The organism is Pseudomonas fluorescens (assembly GCF_902497625.1).
Lineage (GTDB): Bacteria > Pseudomonadota > Gammaproteobacteria > Pseudomonadales > Pseudomonadaceae > Aquipseudomonas > Aquipseudomonas fluorescens_BQ.
Genome location: NZ_CABVGX010000012.1, coordinates 39,526 through 54,695 on the forward strand (window position 1 = coordinate 39,526; position 15,170 = coordinate 54,695).

Consider the following 15,170-nt stretch of genomic DNA (forward strand, 5'->3'; position numbering starts at 1 on the left):
CCCTCATGAACCCCGCACACCAAGCCCCAGCTCTGCTGATGGCCTCAACCCCATTTGCTCGCGGCTACGACAACCTTCATATCGAACGGCTGCTACTGATCACCTACGAAAACGACTGCCCTCCCTGCGTTCGACCAGTGCACGACTCACAAGCACATCTGCCCGACAATGAGCTGCAACTGTTCACCTGCCTGTTCAATGACGATTTCGCCTTGATCAGCGAAGGCCAATCCATTCCGGATGAATTGGATGAATTAGATGAACGCTGCCAGTCCACCGGGTTGGTGCGCCAAGTGATCTACGCCGTGATGGGCGACATGCTCAACGAGCGGCATCACCTCGGCGATCTGTACTCCCTGGAAGAAGCCCAAGCCATGGTCCATCGCTTGAGCTTCGAAACGGGGCACTACAGTCGAGCCTGGGAGATCAGTACCGCACACCTTCCTGAAGAAGCGATGTTCTATCTGGAAGGATGGGCAAGTAACTCCGCTCCGAGGCAAACCGGCCTTTTGTTCGAGCTTTTCGAGTTGCCGGATTGCTGCGGCATCAGTTGCAAGCTGATTGGCACGCCATGGACGGACGAAAACTTGCTGAACATTGAGGGCAAACGTTATTCAAGCTTGAGACAAGAGCAACTCGACGCAGGCACACCGGAAGTCCTAGTCAACGTACTGTACCTGGCGGCATTGGCGGATGCGAGATTGTTGATCTTCGACCCCGACGCTGCCGTCTTGAATGGGCTCGCTATTTTTGATGAATAGCAACGCGTTCAGCGTTAACACGACCCGCCTTGAATCAACTTTCTCACTGAGTTGCTCCTTCACCTCATGTCAGGTTTTGCACTGAATCTGTCATGAGGTTTTTTCCATGGAGCGTTTTTTCACGCCTGTCTGCCTGCTGGGTTTGTTGAGCGCCTGCACCGCGCAAATCCCCAATACATTGCCAACCCATCCAGAGATCGACAGTGGCTCCAATCGGGCCCAGCTTTCGAGGGACACAGCGGAAGGAAACCATCCGACAGAACTCCGCTATGGCCGCTATACGCTGGTCAGCACCGAGCCCACCACGGAACAACGCTATCTTCTCGCTCAAATCATTGAAGTGAACATCCCGTCCAGCCTAAACCCCTCAGTGCAGGATGCGTTGCAGTACGTATTGCAGCGCTCGGGCTATTCGCTCTGCCCCGTTACTGCGTCGGTGAAGTTGCTGTTTACCCGGCCTCTGCCTGCAGCCCATTACCGGCTTGGTCCAATCCCTTTGCGCCGCGCGCTACAAGTGCTGGCTGGCCCCGCCTGGCAACTCACGACCGATGAAGTCAGCCGTTCGGTCTGCTTCGAACAGCAGAAAACGGATGCCGGTGTCGCGCTGATTACACCCGTCTTGCCCCATCAATCGGAGGCGCGGTCATGAAAGCCTCAACGTTTCAAACCCTCATCATCGGGCTCCTTTGCCTGGCGGTCGCCGGGCTGAGCGGTGGTTTGTATAACCAGTATCAACGCATGGCAAAACTGCAGAGCACGGACACGCAATACCGACAAACTTTGGACACCCTGCAACATGATTCAAGCGCCCTCAAGGATGCACAAGAGAAGCTGCAGTACGCGCTGAAAGACCTGAAGCAGATGGTCGATACTAGTGAGCAACAGGCCAATACCCTCGATCCGATGCTGGATCAGTGGGCGCAAGAAATACAGGAGCTGCGCGATGGTCTGGCAGCCCGCGCCACCGTGGCAGAACTGACAGCGCTGCGCGCACACCTTGAACAGGTCGAGCAGCAGTTCCAGGAGCACAAGACCCAGCCATCACCCCCACCGCCGTCGCCTTCCGCGACTAAACCGAAAAAGACCGCTCGCCCCAAGCCCGTCCCGCTCTCGCCACCGTTCTCGGTGTTGGGGGTCGAATCCCGTGGTGGTGAGCGCTTTTTGGCAGTCGCACCTCATGACAGTCGCTCTCTCATAGATGTTCGGCTGCTGCATAGCGGCGAGCAGCTCGGAGCCTGGTACCTGAAAGTGCTGGAGCCGAACTCAGCCATCTTCGCGGTGGCCGCTCAGCCAGACCAGACCGTGCACCTCCCTTGAGAAGCGATCATGAACAGAGCGCTACTGCCCACCGTCGTCTGTCTCGCTTCGCTACTGGCCATGGACGCTGCGATGGGCAACCCCGTCACGACACAGTCACAGACCCAGGACACGCAGTCTGCTCCGCTGGGGCGCTCTGACTCTGAACAGGCAGCGAGCTGGGGCCTGACGGGGCAGGAGTGGACGCGCTTCGAACAGATCCAATCCGGCCCACGCGGTTTCTGGAGCCCGAACCTCGATCCGTTGACCGCGCTCGGGGTTGAGGCCCAGACCGACCAAGAGCGCCAGCGCTATGCCGAATTACAGGTAGCGCTGGAAGCCAAACGCGCCGAGCGCGAGTTGGCCTACCAAAACGCTTACGCCGCGGCCTGGACCAAGCTGTTTCCCGGGCTGCTACCGATCCAGGGCATGGCATCCCCGCCCCCTATCAGCTCAGCGGCCGCGCCGCGCCAGGCTCTATTTGTGGAGGACCACTGCTCAGCGTGTACCGCCGAAGCCCAGCGTCTGCAAAGCAGCGACACGGCGTTCGATATCTACCTGGTGGGCAGCCAAGGCGAGGATGAACGCGTCCGTAGCTGGGCTCGGCAAGCGGGCATCGATCCCGTCAAGGTTCAACGCCGGCAGATCACCCTGAACCATGACCGTGGTCGCTGGTTCAGCCTGGGTGCCCCGGGGCCAATGCCTGCCACATTTCAACAGGTGAATGGACAATGGCAACGCCTCGACTGAGTGGTCTTGCGCTGGTGCTGACGGTGCTCGCCGTCCAGGCCGACCAACTTCCGCCTCCGGCCTATCAATTGGCGGCGCATGACGCCGACATCCCTTCTATGGTGCTATTCGCAATTGCCCTGCAGGAGAGTGGTATCCACGTCCGTGGTCGATTGCTGCCCTGGCCCTGGACCCTGAACATCGCCGGAATACCCTACCGCTTCGCCACTCGCCAGGCCGCCTGTCACGCCTTACTTCAGGCGCTCGCGCGACATGACGCCAAGCGGGTCGATGTCGGTCTTGGACAAACCAACCTGGGTTACCACGGGCAACGTTATTCCAGCCCCTGCGAAGCCCTTGACCCTTACCGAAATCTCGCCGTGACCGCCGCGCTGTTGCAGGAGCATCACGCCACCACCGGTGATTGGGTATCAGCTGCCGGCCGATATCACCGCCCGGCAGGAGGAACGCCGGCCGCGCGTTACCGCGCCGGCTTTTCCCGGCAACTCGAACGGTTGCTGGTTTCTTTCAAACAGGGCACACCACCATGAAGCGAATCCCCATCGCCTGTTATTTCATCCTGCTTTTGGTATCTTTCGCCCAGCCGGAACTGACCGTAGCCGGGGATCAGCCTAGCGACTTCACCCGACACCATTTTCAAGTTGCCAGGCCGCTAATAAACAACAAGATCCAGCCTGATCGGGCCATGCATGCGGACCTGTCCACGTTTGCCGATGAAGCCTGGATACTGCCCATCCGTAGCCCCCACTTGAGCCCCGGCCAGATCACGTATCGCGCCCTGAACATGCCGGGCTTGCGGCCATTTTTTCTGGTCGGTGACGATCCCCTGTCGCTGACTTGGCTGCGTCAGCGCGCTGCTGAACTGCAGGAAATGGGCGCGGCTGGCCTCGCCGTCGAAGTAGCCGACACTGAAGCCCTGGCCCGAATTCGCGCAGCCGCTCCAGACATCACCATCCTGCCGGTCAACGGCAACGACATCGCCACCCGCCTGCAGATTTTGCACTACCCCGTCTTGATCACCGCCACCTCATTGGGACAGTGAGTCAGGTCATGGCCGAGCATGCGATGGAGTCCAAGCTCCGGCCAGCGGTCGAGTTGTACACCGTAACAATCTGCATCGCCGCCGCGGTGTTGTGCGTGTACTCGCCCTGGGCCGTGGCCCTGTCACCCGAGATCGGGCAGGTTGCGGCGCTGGCCTATACCCTGTTCGGCCTGATCCGCCTGCGACAAGCCTGGGAGGTGTTGCGCTATCGGCGCAATATCCGCCGGCTGCCCCGCTACGAGCTGACCAGCCGGCAGATTCCGGTCAGTCGTAAGCGTTTGTTCATGGGTCGCGGCTTTCGCTGGACCCGCCTGCACACCCAGCGCTTGGTCGAGGCCCAGGATCCGGCGGTCGCCCATTATGTCGACCAACCGACCCACTACCGGCTGGCCCGTGAACTCGAACGGCGCCTGGAGCATGCACCGTTTCCGCTCTCGATACTGGCCCGTGTCACCGCCTGGGACAGTGCCTTCAATCCGTTGCGCCCTTTACCCCCAGTCGGTGGCTCGCCTCTGTTGCATGGGGTCGAGCCCAACGAAACGGAAGTCAGTCTGCCGCTGGGCGAACGGGTCGGACACACCCTGGTGCTGGGCACTACCCGTGTCGGCAAGACGCGACTCGCCGAGGTGTACATCACCCAGGACATTCACCGCGTCGAACATGAGGTGGTCATCGTCTTCGATCCGAAGGGCGATGCCGACCTGCTCAAACGCATGTACGTCGAAGCCAAACGGGCCGGTCGGGAAAAGGAATTCTATGTTTTCCATCTAGGCTGGCCAGAGATCTCCGCGCGTTACAACGCGGTGGGACGTTTCGGGCGCATCTCGGAGGTAGCATCGCGCATCGCTGGGCAACTCAGTGGCGAAGGCAACTCCGCAGCCTTTCGCGAGTTCGCCTGGCGCTTTGTCAACATCATTGCCCGGGCTTTGATCGAGTTGGGCCGGCGCCCAGACTACCTGCAGATCCAGCGACATGTGGTCAATATAGACGCGCTGTTCATCGAATACGCTCAGCAGTTTTTCGCCAAGACCGATCCGAAAGCCTGGGAAGTGATCGTCCAACTGGAAGGCAAACTCACTGAGAAGAACATTCCCCGGCATATGGTGGGACGCGAAAAGCGTGTGGTGGCCATCGAACAGTACCTGGCGGTGAAACGGGTATTCGATCCGGTGCTGGATGGACTGCGCTCGGCAGTACGTTACGACCGCACCTACTTCGACAAAATCGTTGCTTCGCTGCTGCCGCTGCTGGAGAAACTCACCACCGGCAAGACCGCCCAACTGCTGGCCCCCAACTACACCGACCTAGATGACCCGCGACCAATCTTCGACTGGATGCAGATCATTCGCAAACGCGGCATCGTTTACGTCGGCCTGGATGCGCTGACCGACGCCGAAGTCGCAGCCGCTGTGGGCAACTCCATGTTCGCTGATTTGGTCTCGGTCGCGGGCCACATCTACAAACATGGCATTGACCACGGCCTGCCCCCATCAGGCAGCAGCAGTGACAAGCTGCCGATAAACCTGCACGCTGATGAGTTCAACGAATTGATGGGCGATGAGTTCATCCCCCTGATCAACAAGGGTGGCGGCGCCGGTATCCAGGTAACCGCCTACACCCAGACCCTCAGCGATATCGAAGCACGTATCGGCAACCGCGCCAAAGCTGGCCAGGTGATTGGCAACTTCAACACCCTGCAGATGCTCCGCGTGCGCGAAACCGCCACCGCTGAACTGCTCACCCAGCAGTTACCCAAGGTTAACGTGCTGACCAAGACCCTGATGTCGGGTGCGACGGACACATCCGATCCGGACGCCAACACGGACTTCACCTCGTCCTCCCAGGACCGTGTCAGCAGCACCAGTGTGCCGCTGATCGAGCCTGCTCATATCGTCAGTTTGCCCAAGGGGCAAATGTTCTCCTTCCAGGCCGGTGGGCAGCTCTGGAAAGTCCGCATGCCGTTGCCAAAACCCTCCAACGTCGACGCCATGCCCAAGGACCTACAGGAACTCACTCAACGGATGCGGGCGGCCTATAACGCGCAGGCGGGGCAATGGTGGAGCGCAAGCGGTGGCGGCCCAACTACCAACTTCGATCTGGATCAGGTGGGGTAGCCCTACCCCACAACAGGTTTCGATTCAGCAGAAAACGATCCAGGAGACGTATTGCCCACATCAACTCTGCAGCGCGCAATGGGGTGAACTATGGCGACTTCCACCCAGAACACGCCGCCACAACCGATCCAGCGTCCGGGATTGATCATCTCGACGATCAGCCTAGTCCTGCGCATCATCGGTTTGCTGATTGCCTCGTTGCTGTTCTCGATCCTCATCGAGTTCGCCGGGCTGCTACTGTTCTGGGGTGATCAGGGCTGGCGGCATAGTCAGGCTATGCTAACCAGTGAGTTGGGCTGGCTCAGCGAGCACTTAAAAGCTTCACTTCTCATCCAACAGCCTGGGAAAACAATTGTCCAGTGGCTGGAGCTCCTCAATCAGTGGCTGCTGGTCAAGACTGGCTTTGAGGATTTTGCCCGGCAGGCGCGGGTTTCGGGCCAGGGCAATGGCTTCTGGAGCTGGGCGAATCAGCTCTACGTGAGCATTGAGGATTTCGTACTGGCGGCGGTGTATGTGACCTTTACCTTCGTAGTGCGCCTAACCATCTTGGCTCTGGCCACACCGCTATTTTTGTTGGCCTCGTTCACCGGTTTTGTCGATGGTTTGATGCGCCGCGACCTGCGCAAGTTTGGAGCCGGGCGAGAAAGCAGTTTTGTCTATCACCGAGCTAAACGAGCAGTGATACCCCTGCTGCTCGTACCCTGGATCATGTATCTGTCCCTGCCCTTTTCGCTCAATCCTATGGCCGTCTTTTTGCCTTGCGCGATGATGCTCGGAATAACGACAGCCATCACCGCGGCGACGTTTAAAAAATACATTTAATAAAATGTAACGCTGACGTGTTAAACCATTCCGGTGAATTTAGCCAAAATCGCGACGACATAACCGCCAATAATAGACAAACCAACAATACCCAACGGCCGCTGCCACCAATCACCGCTAGGGGACGGCGGCATAGACTGCTGATAAAAATTGATCTGCCCGATCTGATTTGCGTTGACTTGGGTGGCTGCTCCATTTTGCATCGAGTTGCGCCACTGAGCTTCCTCAAGACGTTCGAATTGAACCTGAACACGCCTCTTGAGTTGGCTAGCGGAAAGGAGAATTTGCTTTCCAATAATCATCACACCCAGCAAACCGAAAAACAGCAAATTTCCATAGCTGAGCGGGTTTTCCTGGCTGAGGGTAGGCGCGTGCTCCCATACAAAACCGATGTAGGGTGATGTGACCTGGTAAACATCGGCTACTAAATTTTGCACAACCCCTCCCAAATGCCCAAAAAATTTTGTGCTCGCGAGAGTCTCTGCTTGATGGTGCAGAAAAATCAACGATGAAACCAAATAAAATAGCCCCCCGAAGACCATCAAGGAGAAGCCCACGGCCTGTCGAATACGGTACCGCCGAATTGCTTGTTGGATGTTCACTCTCTGCTATCACTCTTCGTTAACTGATTTCGTCCGCGCTTATCTGCGCCCCGCTAACAATGCTGTTAGCGGAATCAAAAGTTAACGGCTACTAATCGTTTTTCATGAGTAACCAATGCTGTACTTGCGGTCCAATCGTGTCATTTTTCCGCGTTTCGTAGCTCTCGATACGGTGTTCGAACTCGCTCCACGATCAGAGACTGTATCGAAATAAAATGACGCAGCGTGTTTCGTGTTTCTTACTGCTGAGTCCTGGACGTTAGTTGAATGCTGGCCCCATCTCCAAATGGGCTATCCACATGCCGACTACATTTTTCCGAATCTGCCTACTGCTCATATTGATGACGTTCCATAGCGGCGGCTATGCCGCATCTGCTCATGAGCGCGAGCAGCTCAGCCTAGTTCAGCAGCAGGTCGACACTATTGAGCGCCTTGCGGCGCAAGCTAAGGTAGCCAGGACCTCCGAACCAAACGAACGCTATCGCTTCGACTATCCCCGCCTGTCTCAGGACATCCAACGCATTCGCCAAGGAATGCAGAACTATCTGTCGCCCTCCCGTGCTCAACCTCACGACGCTGGTGAGCTGGTCGGCGATTACCGCCTCGACATCCCGTCCGTGGAACCGTCGCCATGAGCATGACCGACGCTCAGACCGCAGCGTTCCAAAACGCCTCCGGTTTCTCGGCACAGAGCAGTTCGACACTCTGGTTGTCCCTGGTTCTCGTCCTGGCTTTGCTCTGGTGCACCTGGGTGATGTGGACGGCTTACCGGGGCTGGGCCACCGGCAGTGTGCGCTTCGGCGCGTTTGGCGGCAGCGCCGCACGTGTTTTGCTCGCCCTACTAGTCCTGATGTTCTTCACGCTGTCCTAATCCAGGAGATCACTGCCATGCTCAAGTGCTTTACCCCTCTAAAAAACAACCTGCGTGATCGTGCCAGCCAGCGCTTGATCGGCCTGCTGTTGGTGCTCGGCCCAAGCCTGGCTTTTGCCGAGCTTCCCACCATGGAGGCTCCTTCGCGTGGTGAAGGTTCCGGGTTGATCGAGACGATCAAAAACTACGCCTATGACGGCGGCATCCTGCTCGGTTTGTTGATCGCCCTGCTCGCTTTTCTCGGGGTGGCTTGGCATTCCCTAACTGTCTATGCCGACGTGCAGAACCAGCGCAAGACCTGGAAGGACCTCGGCGCGGTGGTCGGCATCGGCGCCCTGTTGGTGGTGATCATCATCTGGTTCCTGACCAAGGCCGCCGCGATTCTGTGAGGTCGACATGAACGACACTATCGAACGCCTTGCCGACGGCACCTTGGTCTTTCTGCCGGAGCGACTCAACCGCGATCCTGCCGTACTGCGCGGTTTGACCAATGATGAGATGTGGGTAGCTCTCGGCACTGGCGCCGCCATTGGCCTGCTGCTGGGCGTTCCTCTAGGGATCGTCACCTCGTCTATTGCCGTTGCGCCGACCAGCATGATCGCAAGCATGGCGCTGGTGTTATTTGCCGGTGGTACGCTTTTGCGTCGGGCCAAACGGGCTCGCCCCGAGACCTGGTTGTACCGCAAGCTCGAATGGATACTCGCCAGCCGTTGGCGCCTGGGGCGCGGAAGTTTGATTCTCCACTCCGGCGCCTGGACGATTCGCCGTTCGCGTCGACTGCGCCCTGCCCTGTTCCGGTGGCAACCATGAATCGTTTTCGGAACAAGGTGGATGCCCAACACGCCCACATCTTCAGCCTGCGTCTGGCGGTAGTGATTCTGGCCCTGGTCTGTGCCGGACTTTGGTATGGCTGGCGCTCGGCACCGACCGATCTGACGGTGCATGTCCCCCCGGATCTGCGCTCGGGCAGCACTCGCAAGTGGTGGGATGTCCCCCCAGAGAATGTCTATGCCTTTGCCCTGTACATCTTTGGCCAACTCAACCGCTGGCCTTCGGATGGCGAGCAGGATTATCGCCGCGCCATCTATGGCTTGCAGTCCTACCTGACACCCGCCTGCAAGGCCTTCCTCGACGGTGATTATGAGTACCGCAAGGCCGCCGGCGAGCTGCGCCAGCGGGTGCGTGGCGTCTACGAAATTCTGGGCCGAGGCTACAGCGAAGATCCGGAACTCAGGGTCAAGCAACTCGACCGCGACAGCTGGCTGGTCAAGCTCGATCTCAATGCCGATGAATATTACGCCGCCGAACCGGTGAAACGGGTGGTGGTGCGGTATCCATTGCGCGTGGTGCGTTTTGATCTGGACCCCGAACGCAATAAGTGGGGGCTGGCACTGGATTGTTATCAGGGCACTCCGCAAAAAATCTCCCTGCCTGGAGGTGAGCCATGAAGCGGATTTCTACCCTGGGACTCACCGTTGCACTGATGCTATGGGGAGCTGTAGCGCAGGCCGTCGAGCTGATGCACTGGGAACGCCTCCCCCTCGCGGTCCCGCTGGTGATCAATCAGGAACGAGTGGTCTTTATCGATGAGGCTGTTCGCGTCGGTGTGCCCTCAACCCTGACAGGCAAACTGCGTGTGCAATCAACTGGCGGCACGCTGTACCTGCGCGCGTCAGAAGCCATTGCACCGACACGACTGCAACTGCAATCGGTCACGACTGGCGAGATTATCCTCCTGGATATCGCGGCCACTCCCGGCGATCAACCGCTGGAGCCCGTACGTATTCTCAAGAATGCTCAGGGGCAAGCTACCGAGGCTGAATCTAGCACCGTCCCTGTTCCAGAACACACACCGATCCCGGTCGCTTTGACGCGCTACGCCGCGCAAAGCCTGTACGCGCCGCTGCGCACCGTGGAGTCCCTGCCCGGTGTACGCCGCGTCCCGCTCAAGCTGCGTACCGAACTGCCGACCCTGCTGCCGACCGAAAACGTGTCCAGCACACCCATCGCCGTCTGGCGACTCGGTGATTACTGGGTGACGGCGGTGAAATTGCGCAATCGTGGTTCAGAGACGGTGCAACTCGATCCACGTCGACTTCAGGCCAAGCTGTTCGCCGCGGCCTTCCAGCATGCTTTCCTCGGGCCTGTCGGCAGCGCTGAAGACACCACGATCGCCTACCTGGTCACCCGCGGTGCCGGCCTCGAGCAAGCCGTGCTGCTCCCGCCCGTTGCGCGAGGTGCTGACGATGAAAGCTAACGCCTTGCTCAAATGGCTGGTACCGGCTGCGCTGTTGGGCGTGGTGCTGATCATCCTGAAAACCTGGGTCCCGGGTGGCAGCACACCTTCTCCAGAGCACCCAGTTGATCAGGGCAATATTCAATTATCCGCCGAGCAAGCCAAGTCGCTCGGCATTGCAGGCGATACCCCACGCGACACGGTCGCCACCCTGGTCGGCCAGGTGAAGGCCATGCGCAGCGACATGCTCGGTTTGAAGAAACACAATGACTCATTGCAGACGGAAAACAACCGCCTACGCGAGCGGGAAAACAGTGTCGATTCGCGTATCCAGACCGCGCTTGGCAGTGTGACCCAGCAGGTCGACGAAGGCCGCCGCCAAGCCAACGAGGCCCGACTCAAAGCGGAACAAGACAGTCGTCAGGCTCGCGGCCTGCTCACGCAATTGCAGGATCAGTTGTCGGGGCTGACCGGCAAAGGCAAGGATATGCCAATCGGATTGGGGATCGAGCCTGGCGACGGTGCTCAGTTTGACGGACAGCATCCTGCCAATGATGCGCTGCAGTGGATTGAACCCTCGGATGCTTCGGGCACCGACACCCGAGGCAAAACCAAGACCTCCTCCCCCGCATTGAGTCTGCCTACCGCCTTCAACTCACTGGAAGGCTTGAAAGACAATCCTATTGATCGCAGCCAGAAACAGCTACGTGCAGTCACCAAGGGTGAGCGTGACCTGACGCGATCCGTTGACCGAACCGAAGGGGCGAAGCCGGTCTACACCATCCCCGAAAACGCGACATTGATGGGCTCAGTCGCCATGACCGCGCTGATCGGCCGCGTCCCGGTGGACGGCACTGTGAATGATCCCTATCCCTTCAAAGTGCTGGTTGGCCCTGAGAACCTGACCGCCAACGGCATCGACCTGCCAGACGTCGCGGGTGCCGTGATGAGCGGCACGGCGTCCGGTGATTGGACCCTGTCTTGCGTACGCGGACAGGTCGAGTCAATCACCTTTGTGTTTACCGATGGCACCATCCGCACGGTGCCTCAGCCAAAGGCGGTAGCCAGCCGCAATGCCTCCACCACCCAGAGCTCGAACACTGACAAGATCCGCGGTGGACTCGGTTACTTGTCCGATCCGTATGGCATTCCTTGCATTGCCGGCGAGCGCCGCTCGAACGCCCAACAGTACCTCGGCAGCCAGAGCTTGATCACCGCAGCCGGCGCCGGGGTCGCTGCCCTGCTCGGGGATGAGCGGAACAACAGCAGCGTGATCAGTTCGGGCGGCAGTGCCTTCGGGGTCACCAACAGCACGGGCAACAGCGCGCTGAATTCAATCCTCAGTGGTGGGGTCAGCGACATCCGCGAGTGGGTGAACAAACTGTATGGCGAAACCTTTGCTGCCGTGTACGTACCACCTGCAGCACAGGTCGCACTGCACCTTGACCATGAGATCACCATCGACTACGAGCCCAAGGGCCGGAGCGTTCGCCATGAAAAAGACCATGCTTCTCTGCCTGACCTGGATTAGCTTGCTCTGCTGGGTCCTGACGGGGTGTTCCACCGATAAGGAAACGCTTTTGCCCCATGGCGAGCAAACCATGCTGGACATCTGGAACGGCGCCGGTTCACAAGGAACTCAGCAGCAACTGTTGGAGGCTCGGCAACAGTTACGCTGCCCGCTGGCTCAGGCAGATTTCTCCTCTTCTCTCCAGGAACCGTACACTCGCACAGCGGCGAATGAGATCCGCAACCTGTTCCCTCGCCTGCCCAATCCCGATCTAGTGCTGTACGTGTATCCGCACCTGAGCGGTACCGAGCAAGCACCGGTCCCGGGTTACTCAACCGTCTTTCCGTTCTACCAACGGGTGCAGTACGCATTACCTGGTGAACGTCAGGAAGACTTGTAGTGCGTACCGGCGATTCGGGCAACCGCACTCACGCGTGGAAAGCTTGGCGCAACCCGTCGCGCCCGCGCGTGACCTTAGCCGATGAAACCGCACTGTATGCGCACAACCCCAGCTTCACCGATCACCTGCCTTGGGTCGAGTACCTCGACACTGAGCAGTGTTTTCTGCTCGATGACAATCGTTCGGTGGGTGCGGTGTTCGAGTTGCTGCCCATCGGCACCGAAGGGCGCGAACCCGATTGGCTGATGGCGGCCCGCGATGCCCTCGAGGATGCCCTGCAGGATAGCTTTGACGAGTTGGATCAAGCGCCTTGGGTGGCGCAGTTTTTCTGCCAGGACGACAACGATTTCACCCCCTATCTGACCCGACTCACCGACTATATCCGGGACAGCGCGCGAGGCACGGTCTTCACCCAAGCATATTTGGAGCTCAGCCGTCGTCATCTGAAGGCCATCACCAAGCCCGGTGGTCTGTTTGAGGATAAGGTGGTTACGCGCCTATCCTGGCGTGGCAATAACCGACGGGTGCGCCTGGTGATCTATCGCTGGCTTGAGTCTGACGCTGAGGAGACGGGACTCACTCCAGTGCAATCCCTGCAACAAGCTTGCGAACGTATCGCGGCTTCGTTGCAGGCGTGCGGGGTGCAATCGACACGAGTCGATGGCCGAGGTCTTTATGCCTGGTTAGTGCCCTGGTTCAATCCTGCGCCCACGCTAACCAATGAAGCGCCCGAGGAGTTCTACCAACGCGTTGCCTATCCGGAGTCTGCCGAGGGCGAGTCGCTGGAACTGCCCTTCGATCATGACTTTGCCGAGCGGCTGTTCTTCAACGAACCGCGTTCGGATGTGCAGCACGGACTCTGGTTTTTTGACGATCAGCCCCACCGGGTCATGGTGGTGGACAAGCTTCGCCGGGCGCCCTTGATTGGTCAACTCACCGGAGAAACTCGCAAGGGCGACGCGGTGAATGCCCTGTTCGACCAGTTACCCGAAGGCACGGTGATGAGTCTGACCTTGGTGGTCAAACCGCAGGATGTACTTGAGGATCAGTTGAACCGCCTTGCCCGCAAAGCCATCGGTGAAAACCTAGCCTCGACCCAGACCCGCCAAGATGTTGAAGAGGCTCGTACGATCATCGGTCGCCAGCACAAGCTGTATCGCGGCACCCTGGCGTTCTACGTGCGCGGTCACGATGAGCAGCAATTGCACCAGCGCTCGGTCAGCCTGGCCAACGCGCTGTTGGGTGCGGGGCTGCAACCGGTACGCGAAGGCGATGAAGTCGCCGCCTGCAACAGTTACCTGCGTTGGTTACCGATGGTTTACAACCCAGCCCGCGACACGCGCAACTGGTACACACGCCTGATGTTCGCCCAGCACCTGGCGAACCTCGTTCCAGTCTGGGGCCGCAGCACCGGCACTGGCCACCCAGGCATCACCCTGTTCAACCGCGGGGGGTCGCCACTGAGCTTCGATCCGTTGTCACGCCTGGACCGGGCCATGAATGGTCATTTGCTGTTATTCGGTCCCACCGGTGCCGGCAAGTCGGCCACCCTGGTCACCCTGCTGATGCAGGTCATGGCCGTGTACCGTCCTCGCTTATTTATCGTCGAGGCCGGCAATTCGTTTGGTTTGCAGGGTGACTACTTCGCGACACAGGGCCTGTCGGTAAACAAGCTCCAATTGAAACCTGGTGCCTCGGTCAGTCTCGCGCCCTTTGTCGATGCTTGGCGCCTGGTCGAGCAGCCGGATCAGGTCGCGAGTCTGTCGATCGATGAGCTGGACGATGAGGCGGTAGCCAGTCACGAAGACCGGCGCGATGTTCTCGGCGAATTGGAGATCACCGCCCGCCTGATGATCACCGGCGGCGAGGCCGAGGAAGAAGCCCGCCTAAGCCGGGCCGATCGCAGCTTGATCCGCGAGTGTATCCTCGATGCAGCACATACCTGTGTCGCAGCGGACCGCCAGGTACTGACCCGCAACGTGCGCGACGCCTTGCTGCGCGTCGCCGCTGACCCGCATTTGCCGGAGAAGCGTCGTGAGCGTGCCCAGGAAATGGGCGAGTCCATCGACTTGTTTTGCCAGGGTTTCGAGGGCGAACTGTTCGATCGCGAGGGCACGCCTTGGCCCGAGAGCGATGTGACCATTGTCGACCTGGCCACTTACGCTCGCGAAGGCTATGAGGCACAGATGTCCATCAGCTACATCAGCCTGATGAACACCGTGAACAACCTTGCCGAGCGCGACCAGTACCTCGGGCGGCCGATCATCATGGTCACCGACGAAGGCCATATCGTCACCAAGAACCCATTATTGGCACCGTTCGTGGTCAAGGGTACGAAGATGTGGCGCAAACTTGGCGCGTGGTTCTGGCTGGCGACGCAAAACCTTGCCGACTTTCCCACTGCTGCGCAGACCATGCTCAACATGATCGAATGGTGGATTTGTTTGAACATGCCGCCGGCGGAAATCGAAGAGATCGCCCGCTTCAAGAAGCTCACACCAGCGCAAAAAAACCTGTTGCTGTCCGCCAGCAAAGAACCAGGCAAATACACCGAAGGGGTCGTACTGTCGAAGAAGCTCGAGACGCTGTTTCGGGCCGTGCCACCCAGCCTCTATCTCGCCCTGGCTATGACGGAGCCCGAGGAAAAAGCCGAGCGCTGGACACTGATGCAGGAGAACAGTTGCTCAGAGTTGGAAGCGGCTTACCGGGTAGCTGAACGGATCGATAGCGCACGAGGAATAGAGCCCATATAAGGGAGGTGTGGCG

General features: G+C 59.0%; 18 protein-coding genes. 17 read left to right on the forward strand and 1 reads right to left on the reverse strand.

Annotated elements, in window-relative coordinates; genetic code table 11:
• Positions 1 to 5 precede the first annotated feature (5 nt).
• The 8 genes from F8N12_RS09810 (at position 6) to F8N12_RS09845 (ending at position 6,785) form a co-directional block, all read left to right on the forward strand.
• On the forward strand, positions 6 to 761 hold the full coding sequence (locus tag F8N12_RS09810) for a hypothetical protein (protein ID WP_020300893.1): 756 nt from the start codon (positions 6 to 8) through the stop codon (positions 759 to 761).
• A 106-nt stretch (positions 762 to 867) separates the two neighbouring features.
• Complete coding sequence (locus tag F8N12_RS09815; RefSeq protein ID WP_020300894.1) at positions 868 to 1,410, forward strand: PilL N-terminal domain-containing protein; 543 nt, start codon at positions 868 to 870, stop codon at positions 1,408 to 1,410.
• Entirely contained in the window at positions 1,407 to 2,078 is a 672-nt protein-coding gene (locus F8N12_RS09820) for a hypothetical protein (protein ID WP_020300895.1), read from the forward strand. The genes F8N12_RS09815 and F8N12_RS09820 overlap by 4 nt, the downstream gene beginning before the upstream one ends.
• Before the next feature lie 9 nt (positions 2,079 to 2,087).
• Positions 2,088 to 2,807 carry a TIGR03759 family integrating conjugative element protein gene (locus F8N12_RS09825; protein ID WP_032903628.1) on the forward strand — a complete coding sequence of 240 codons (720 nt, stop codon included), beginning with the start codon at positions 2,088 to 2,090 and terminating at the stop codon, positions 2,805 to 2,807.
• Positions 2,789 to 3,337 carry a hypothetical protein gene (locus F8N12_RS09830; protein ID WP_020300897.1) on the forward strand — a complete coding sequence of 183 codons (549 nt, stop codon included), beginning with the start codon at positions 2,789 to 2,791 and terminating at the stop codon, positions 3,335 to 3,337. Before F8N12_RS09825 ends, F8N12_RS09830 begins: the two co-directional genes overlap by 19 nt.
• Positions 3,334 to 3,849, forward strand: a complete 516-nt coding sequence (locus F8N12_RS09835) for an integrating conjugative element protein (protein WP_020300898.1) — start codon at positions 3,334 to 3,336, stop codon at positions 3,847 to 3,849. Before F8N12_RS09830 ends, F8N12_RS09835 begins: the two co-directional genes overlap by 4 nt.
• Before the next feature lie 8 nt (positions 3,850 to 3,857).
• Complete coding sequence (gene traD / locus F8N12_RS09840; protein ID WP_020300899.1) at positions 3,858 to 5,963, forward strand: type IV conjugative transfer system coupling protein TraD; 2,106 nt, start codon at positions 3,858 to 3,860, stop codon at positions 5,961 to 5,963.
• A 90-nt stretch (positions 5,964 to 6,053) separates the two neighbouring features.
• Positions 6,054 to 6,785 (forward strand): TIGR03747 family integrating conjugative element membrane protein, encoded by a 732-nt coding sequence (locus F8N12_RS09845; RefSeq protein WP_150580260.1) that lies wholly within the window; start codon positions 6,054 to 6,056, stop codon positions 6,783 to 6,785.
• 20 nt (positions 6,786 to 6,805) lie between these two features.
• On the opposite strand, the gene F8N12_RS09850 is transcribed toward F8N12_RS09845, so the two are convergent.
• Complete coding sequence (locus tag F8N12_RS09850) at positions 6,806 to 7,387, reverse strand: hypothetical protein (RefSeq protein WP_020300901.1); 582 nt, start codon at positions 7,385 to 7,387, stop codon at positions 6,806 to 6,808.
• A gap of 299 nt (positions 7,388 to 7,686) precedes the next feature.
• On the opposite strand from F8N12_RS09850, the gene F8N12_RS09855 reads away from it, so the two are divergent.
• The 9 genes from F8N12_RS09855 to F8N12_RS09895 are packed head-to-tail and all read left to right on the forward strand — an operon-like array spanning position 7,687 to position 15,157.
• Positions 7,687 to 8,022 carry an RAQPRD family integrative conjugative element protein gene (locus F8N12_RS09855; protein ID WP_020300902.1) on the forward strand — a complete coding sequence of 112 codons (336 nt, stop codon included), beginning with the start codon at positions 7,687 to 7,689 and terminating at the stop codon, positions 8,020 to 8,022.
• Entirely contained in the window at positions 8,019 to 8,258 is a 240-nt protein-coding gene (locus tag F8N12_RS09860) for a TIGR03758 family integrating conjugative element protein (protein WP_020300903.1), read from the forward strand. Before F8N12_RS09855 ends, F8N12_RS09860 begins: the two co-directional genes overlap by 4 nt.
• Positions 8,259 to 8,275: 17 nt before the next feature.
• A complete protein-coding gene (locus F8N12_RS09865) occupies positions 8,276 to 8,647 on the forward strand; it encodes a TIGR03745 family integrating conjugative element membrane protein (protein ID WP_020300904.1) in 372 nt (123 codons plus the stop codon).
• A 7-nt stretch (positions 8,648 to 8,654) separates the two neighbouring features.
• The gene (locus F8N12_RS09870; RefSeq protein WP_020300905.1) at positions 8,655 to 9,068 is read left to right on the forward strand and encodes a TIGR03750 family conjugal transfer protein; all 414 of its coding nucleotides are present in this window, start codon (positions 8,655 to 8,657) and stop codon (positions 9,066 to 9,068) included.
• A complete protein-coding gene (locus F8N12_RS09875; RefSeq protein WP_020300906.1) occupies positions 9,065 to 9,706 on the forward strand; it encodes a PFL_4703 family integrating conjugative element protein in 642 nt (213 codons plus the stop codon). Before F8N12_RS09870 ends, F8N12_RS09875 begins: the two co-directional genes overlap by 4 nt.
• A complete protein-coding gene (locus F8N12_RS09880) occupies positions 9,703 to 10,515 on the forward strand; it encodes a TIGR03749 family integrating conjugative element protein (protein ID WP_150580261.1) in 813 nt (270 codons plus the stop codon). Before F8N12_RS09875 ends, F8N12_RS09880 begins: the two co-directional genes overlap by 4 nt.
• Positions 10,505 to 12,025: a TIGR03752 family integrating conjugative element protein gene (locus F8N12_RS09885; protein ID WP_150580262.1), complete on the forward strand. Its 1,521-nt coding sequence runs from the start codon at positions 10,505 to 10,507 to the stop codon at positions 12,023 to 12,025. Before F8N12_RS09880 ends, F8N12_RS09885 begins: the two co-directional genes overlap by 11 nt.
• Complete coding sequence (locus F8N12_RS09890; protein ID WP_150580263.1) at positions 11,988 to 12,404, forward strand: TIGR03751 family conjugal transfer lipoprotein; 417 nt, start codon at positions 11,988 to 11,990, stop codon at positions 12,402 to 12,404. Before F8N12_RS09885 ends, F8N12_RS09890 begins: the two co-directional genes overlap by 38 nt.
• The gene (locus tag F8N12_RS09895; protein WP_150580264.1) at positions 12,404 to 15,157 is read left to right on the forward strand and encodes a conjugative transfer ATPase; all 2,754 of its coding nucleotides are present in this window, start codon (positions 12,404 to 12,406) and stop codon (positions 15,155 to 15,157) included. The genes F8N12_RS09890 and F8N12_RS09895 overlap by 1 nt, the downstream gene beginning before the upstream one ends.
• Positions 15,158 to 15,170: the final 13 nt, after the last annotated feature.

Excerpts from the sequence above, each read along its gene's own strand:
- F8N12_RS09825 (WP_032903628.1), top strand. The coding sequence starts at position 2,088 with ATGAACAGAGCGCTACTGCCCACCGTCGTCTGTCTCGCTTCGCTACTG.
- F8N12_RS09865 (WP_020300904.1), top strand. The coding sequence starts at position 8,276 with ATGCTCAAGTGCTTTACCCCTCTAAAAAACAACCTGCGTGATCGTGCC.
- F8N12_RS09855 (WP_020300902.1), top strand. The coding sequence starts at position 7,687 with ATGCCGACTACATTTTTCCGAATCTGCCTACTGCTCATATTGATGACG.
- F8N12_RS09875 (WP_020300906.1), top strand. The coding sequence starts at position 9,065 with ATGAATCGTTTTCGGAACAAGGTGGATGCCCAACACGCCCACATCTTC.
- F8N12_RS09810 (WP_020300893.1), top strand. The coding sequence starts at position 6 with ATGAACCCCGCACACCAAGCCCCAGCTCTGCTGATGGCCTCAACCCCA.
- F8N12_RS09835 (WP_020300898.1), top strand. The coding sequence starts at position 3,334 with ATGAAGCGAATCCCCATCGCCTGTTATTTCATCCTGCTTTTGGTATCT.
- F8N12_RS09870 (WP_020300905.1), top strand. The coding sequence starts at position 8,655 with ATGAACGACACTATCGAACGCCTTGCCGACGGCACCTTGGTCTTTCTG.
- F8N12_RS09860 (WP_020300903.1), top strand. The coding sequence starts at position 8,019 with ATGAGCATGACCGACGCTCAGACCGCAGCGTTCCAAAACGCCTCCGGT.
- F8N12_RS09885 (WP_150580262.1), top strand. The coding sequence starts at position 10,505 with ATGAAAGCTAACGCCTTGCTCAAATGGCTGGTACCGGCTGCGCTGTTG.
- F8N12_RS09815 (WP_020300894.1), top strand. The coding sequence starts at position 868 with ATGGAGCGTTTTTTCACGCCTGTCTGCCTGCTGGGTTTGTTGAGCGCC.
- F8N12_RS09880 (WP_150580261.1), top strand. The coding sequence starts at position 9,703 with ATGAAGCGGATTTCTACCCTGGGACTCACCGTTGCACTGATGCTATGG.
- F8N12_RS09890 (WP_150580263.1), top strand. The coding sequence starts at position 11,988 with ATGAAAAAGACCATGCTTCTCTGCCTGACCTGGATTAGCTTGCTCTGC.
- F8N12_RS09845 (WP_150580260.1), top strand. The coding sequence starts at position 6,054 with ATGGCGACTTCCACCCAGAACACGCCGCCACAACCGATCCAGCGTCCG.
- traD (WP_020300899.1), top strand. The coding sequence starts at position 3,858 with ATGGCCGAGCATGCGATGGAGTCCAAGCTCCGGCCAGCGGTCGAGTTG.
- F8N12_RS09830 (WP_020300897.1), top strand. The coding sequence starts at position 2,789 with ATGGCAACGCCTCGACTGAGTGGTCTTGCGCTGGTGCTGACGGTGCTC.
- F8N12_RS09820 (WP_020300895.1), top strand. The coding sequence starts at position 1,407 with ATGAAAGCCTCAACGTTTCAAACCCTCATCATCGGGCTCCTTTGCCTG.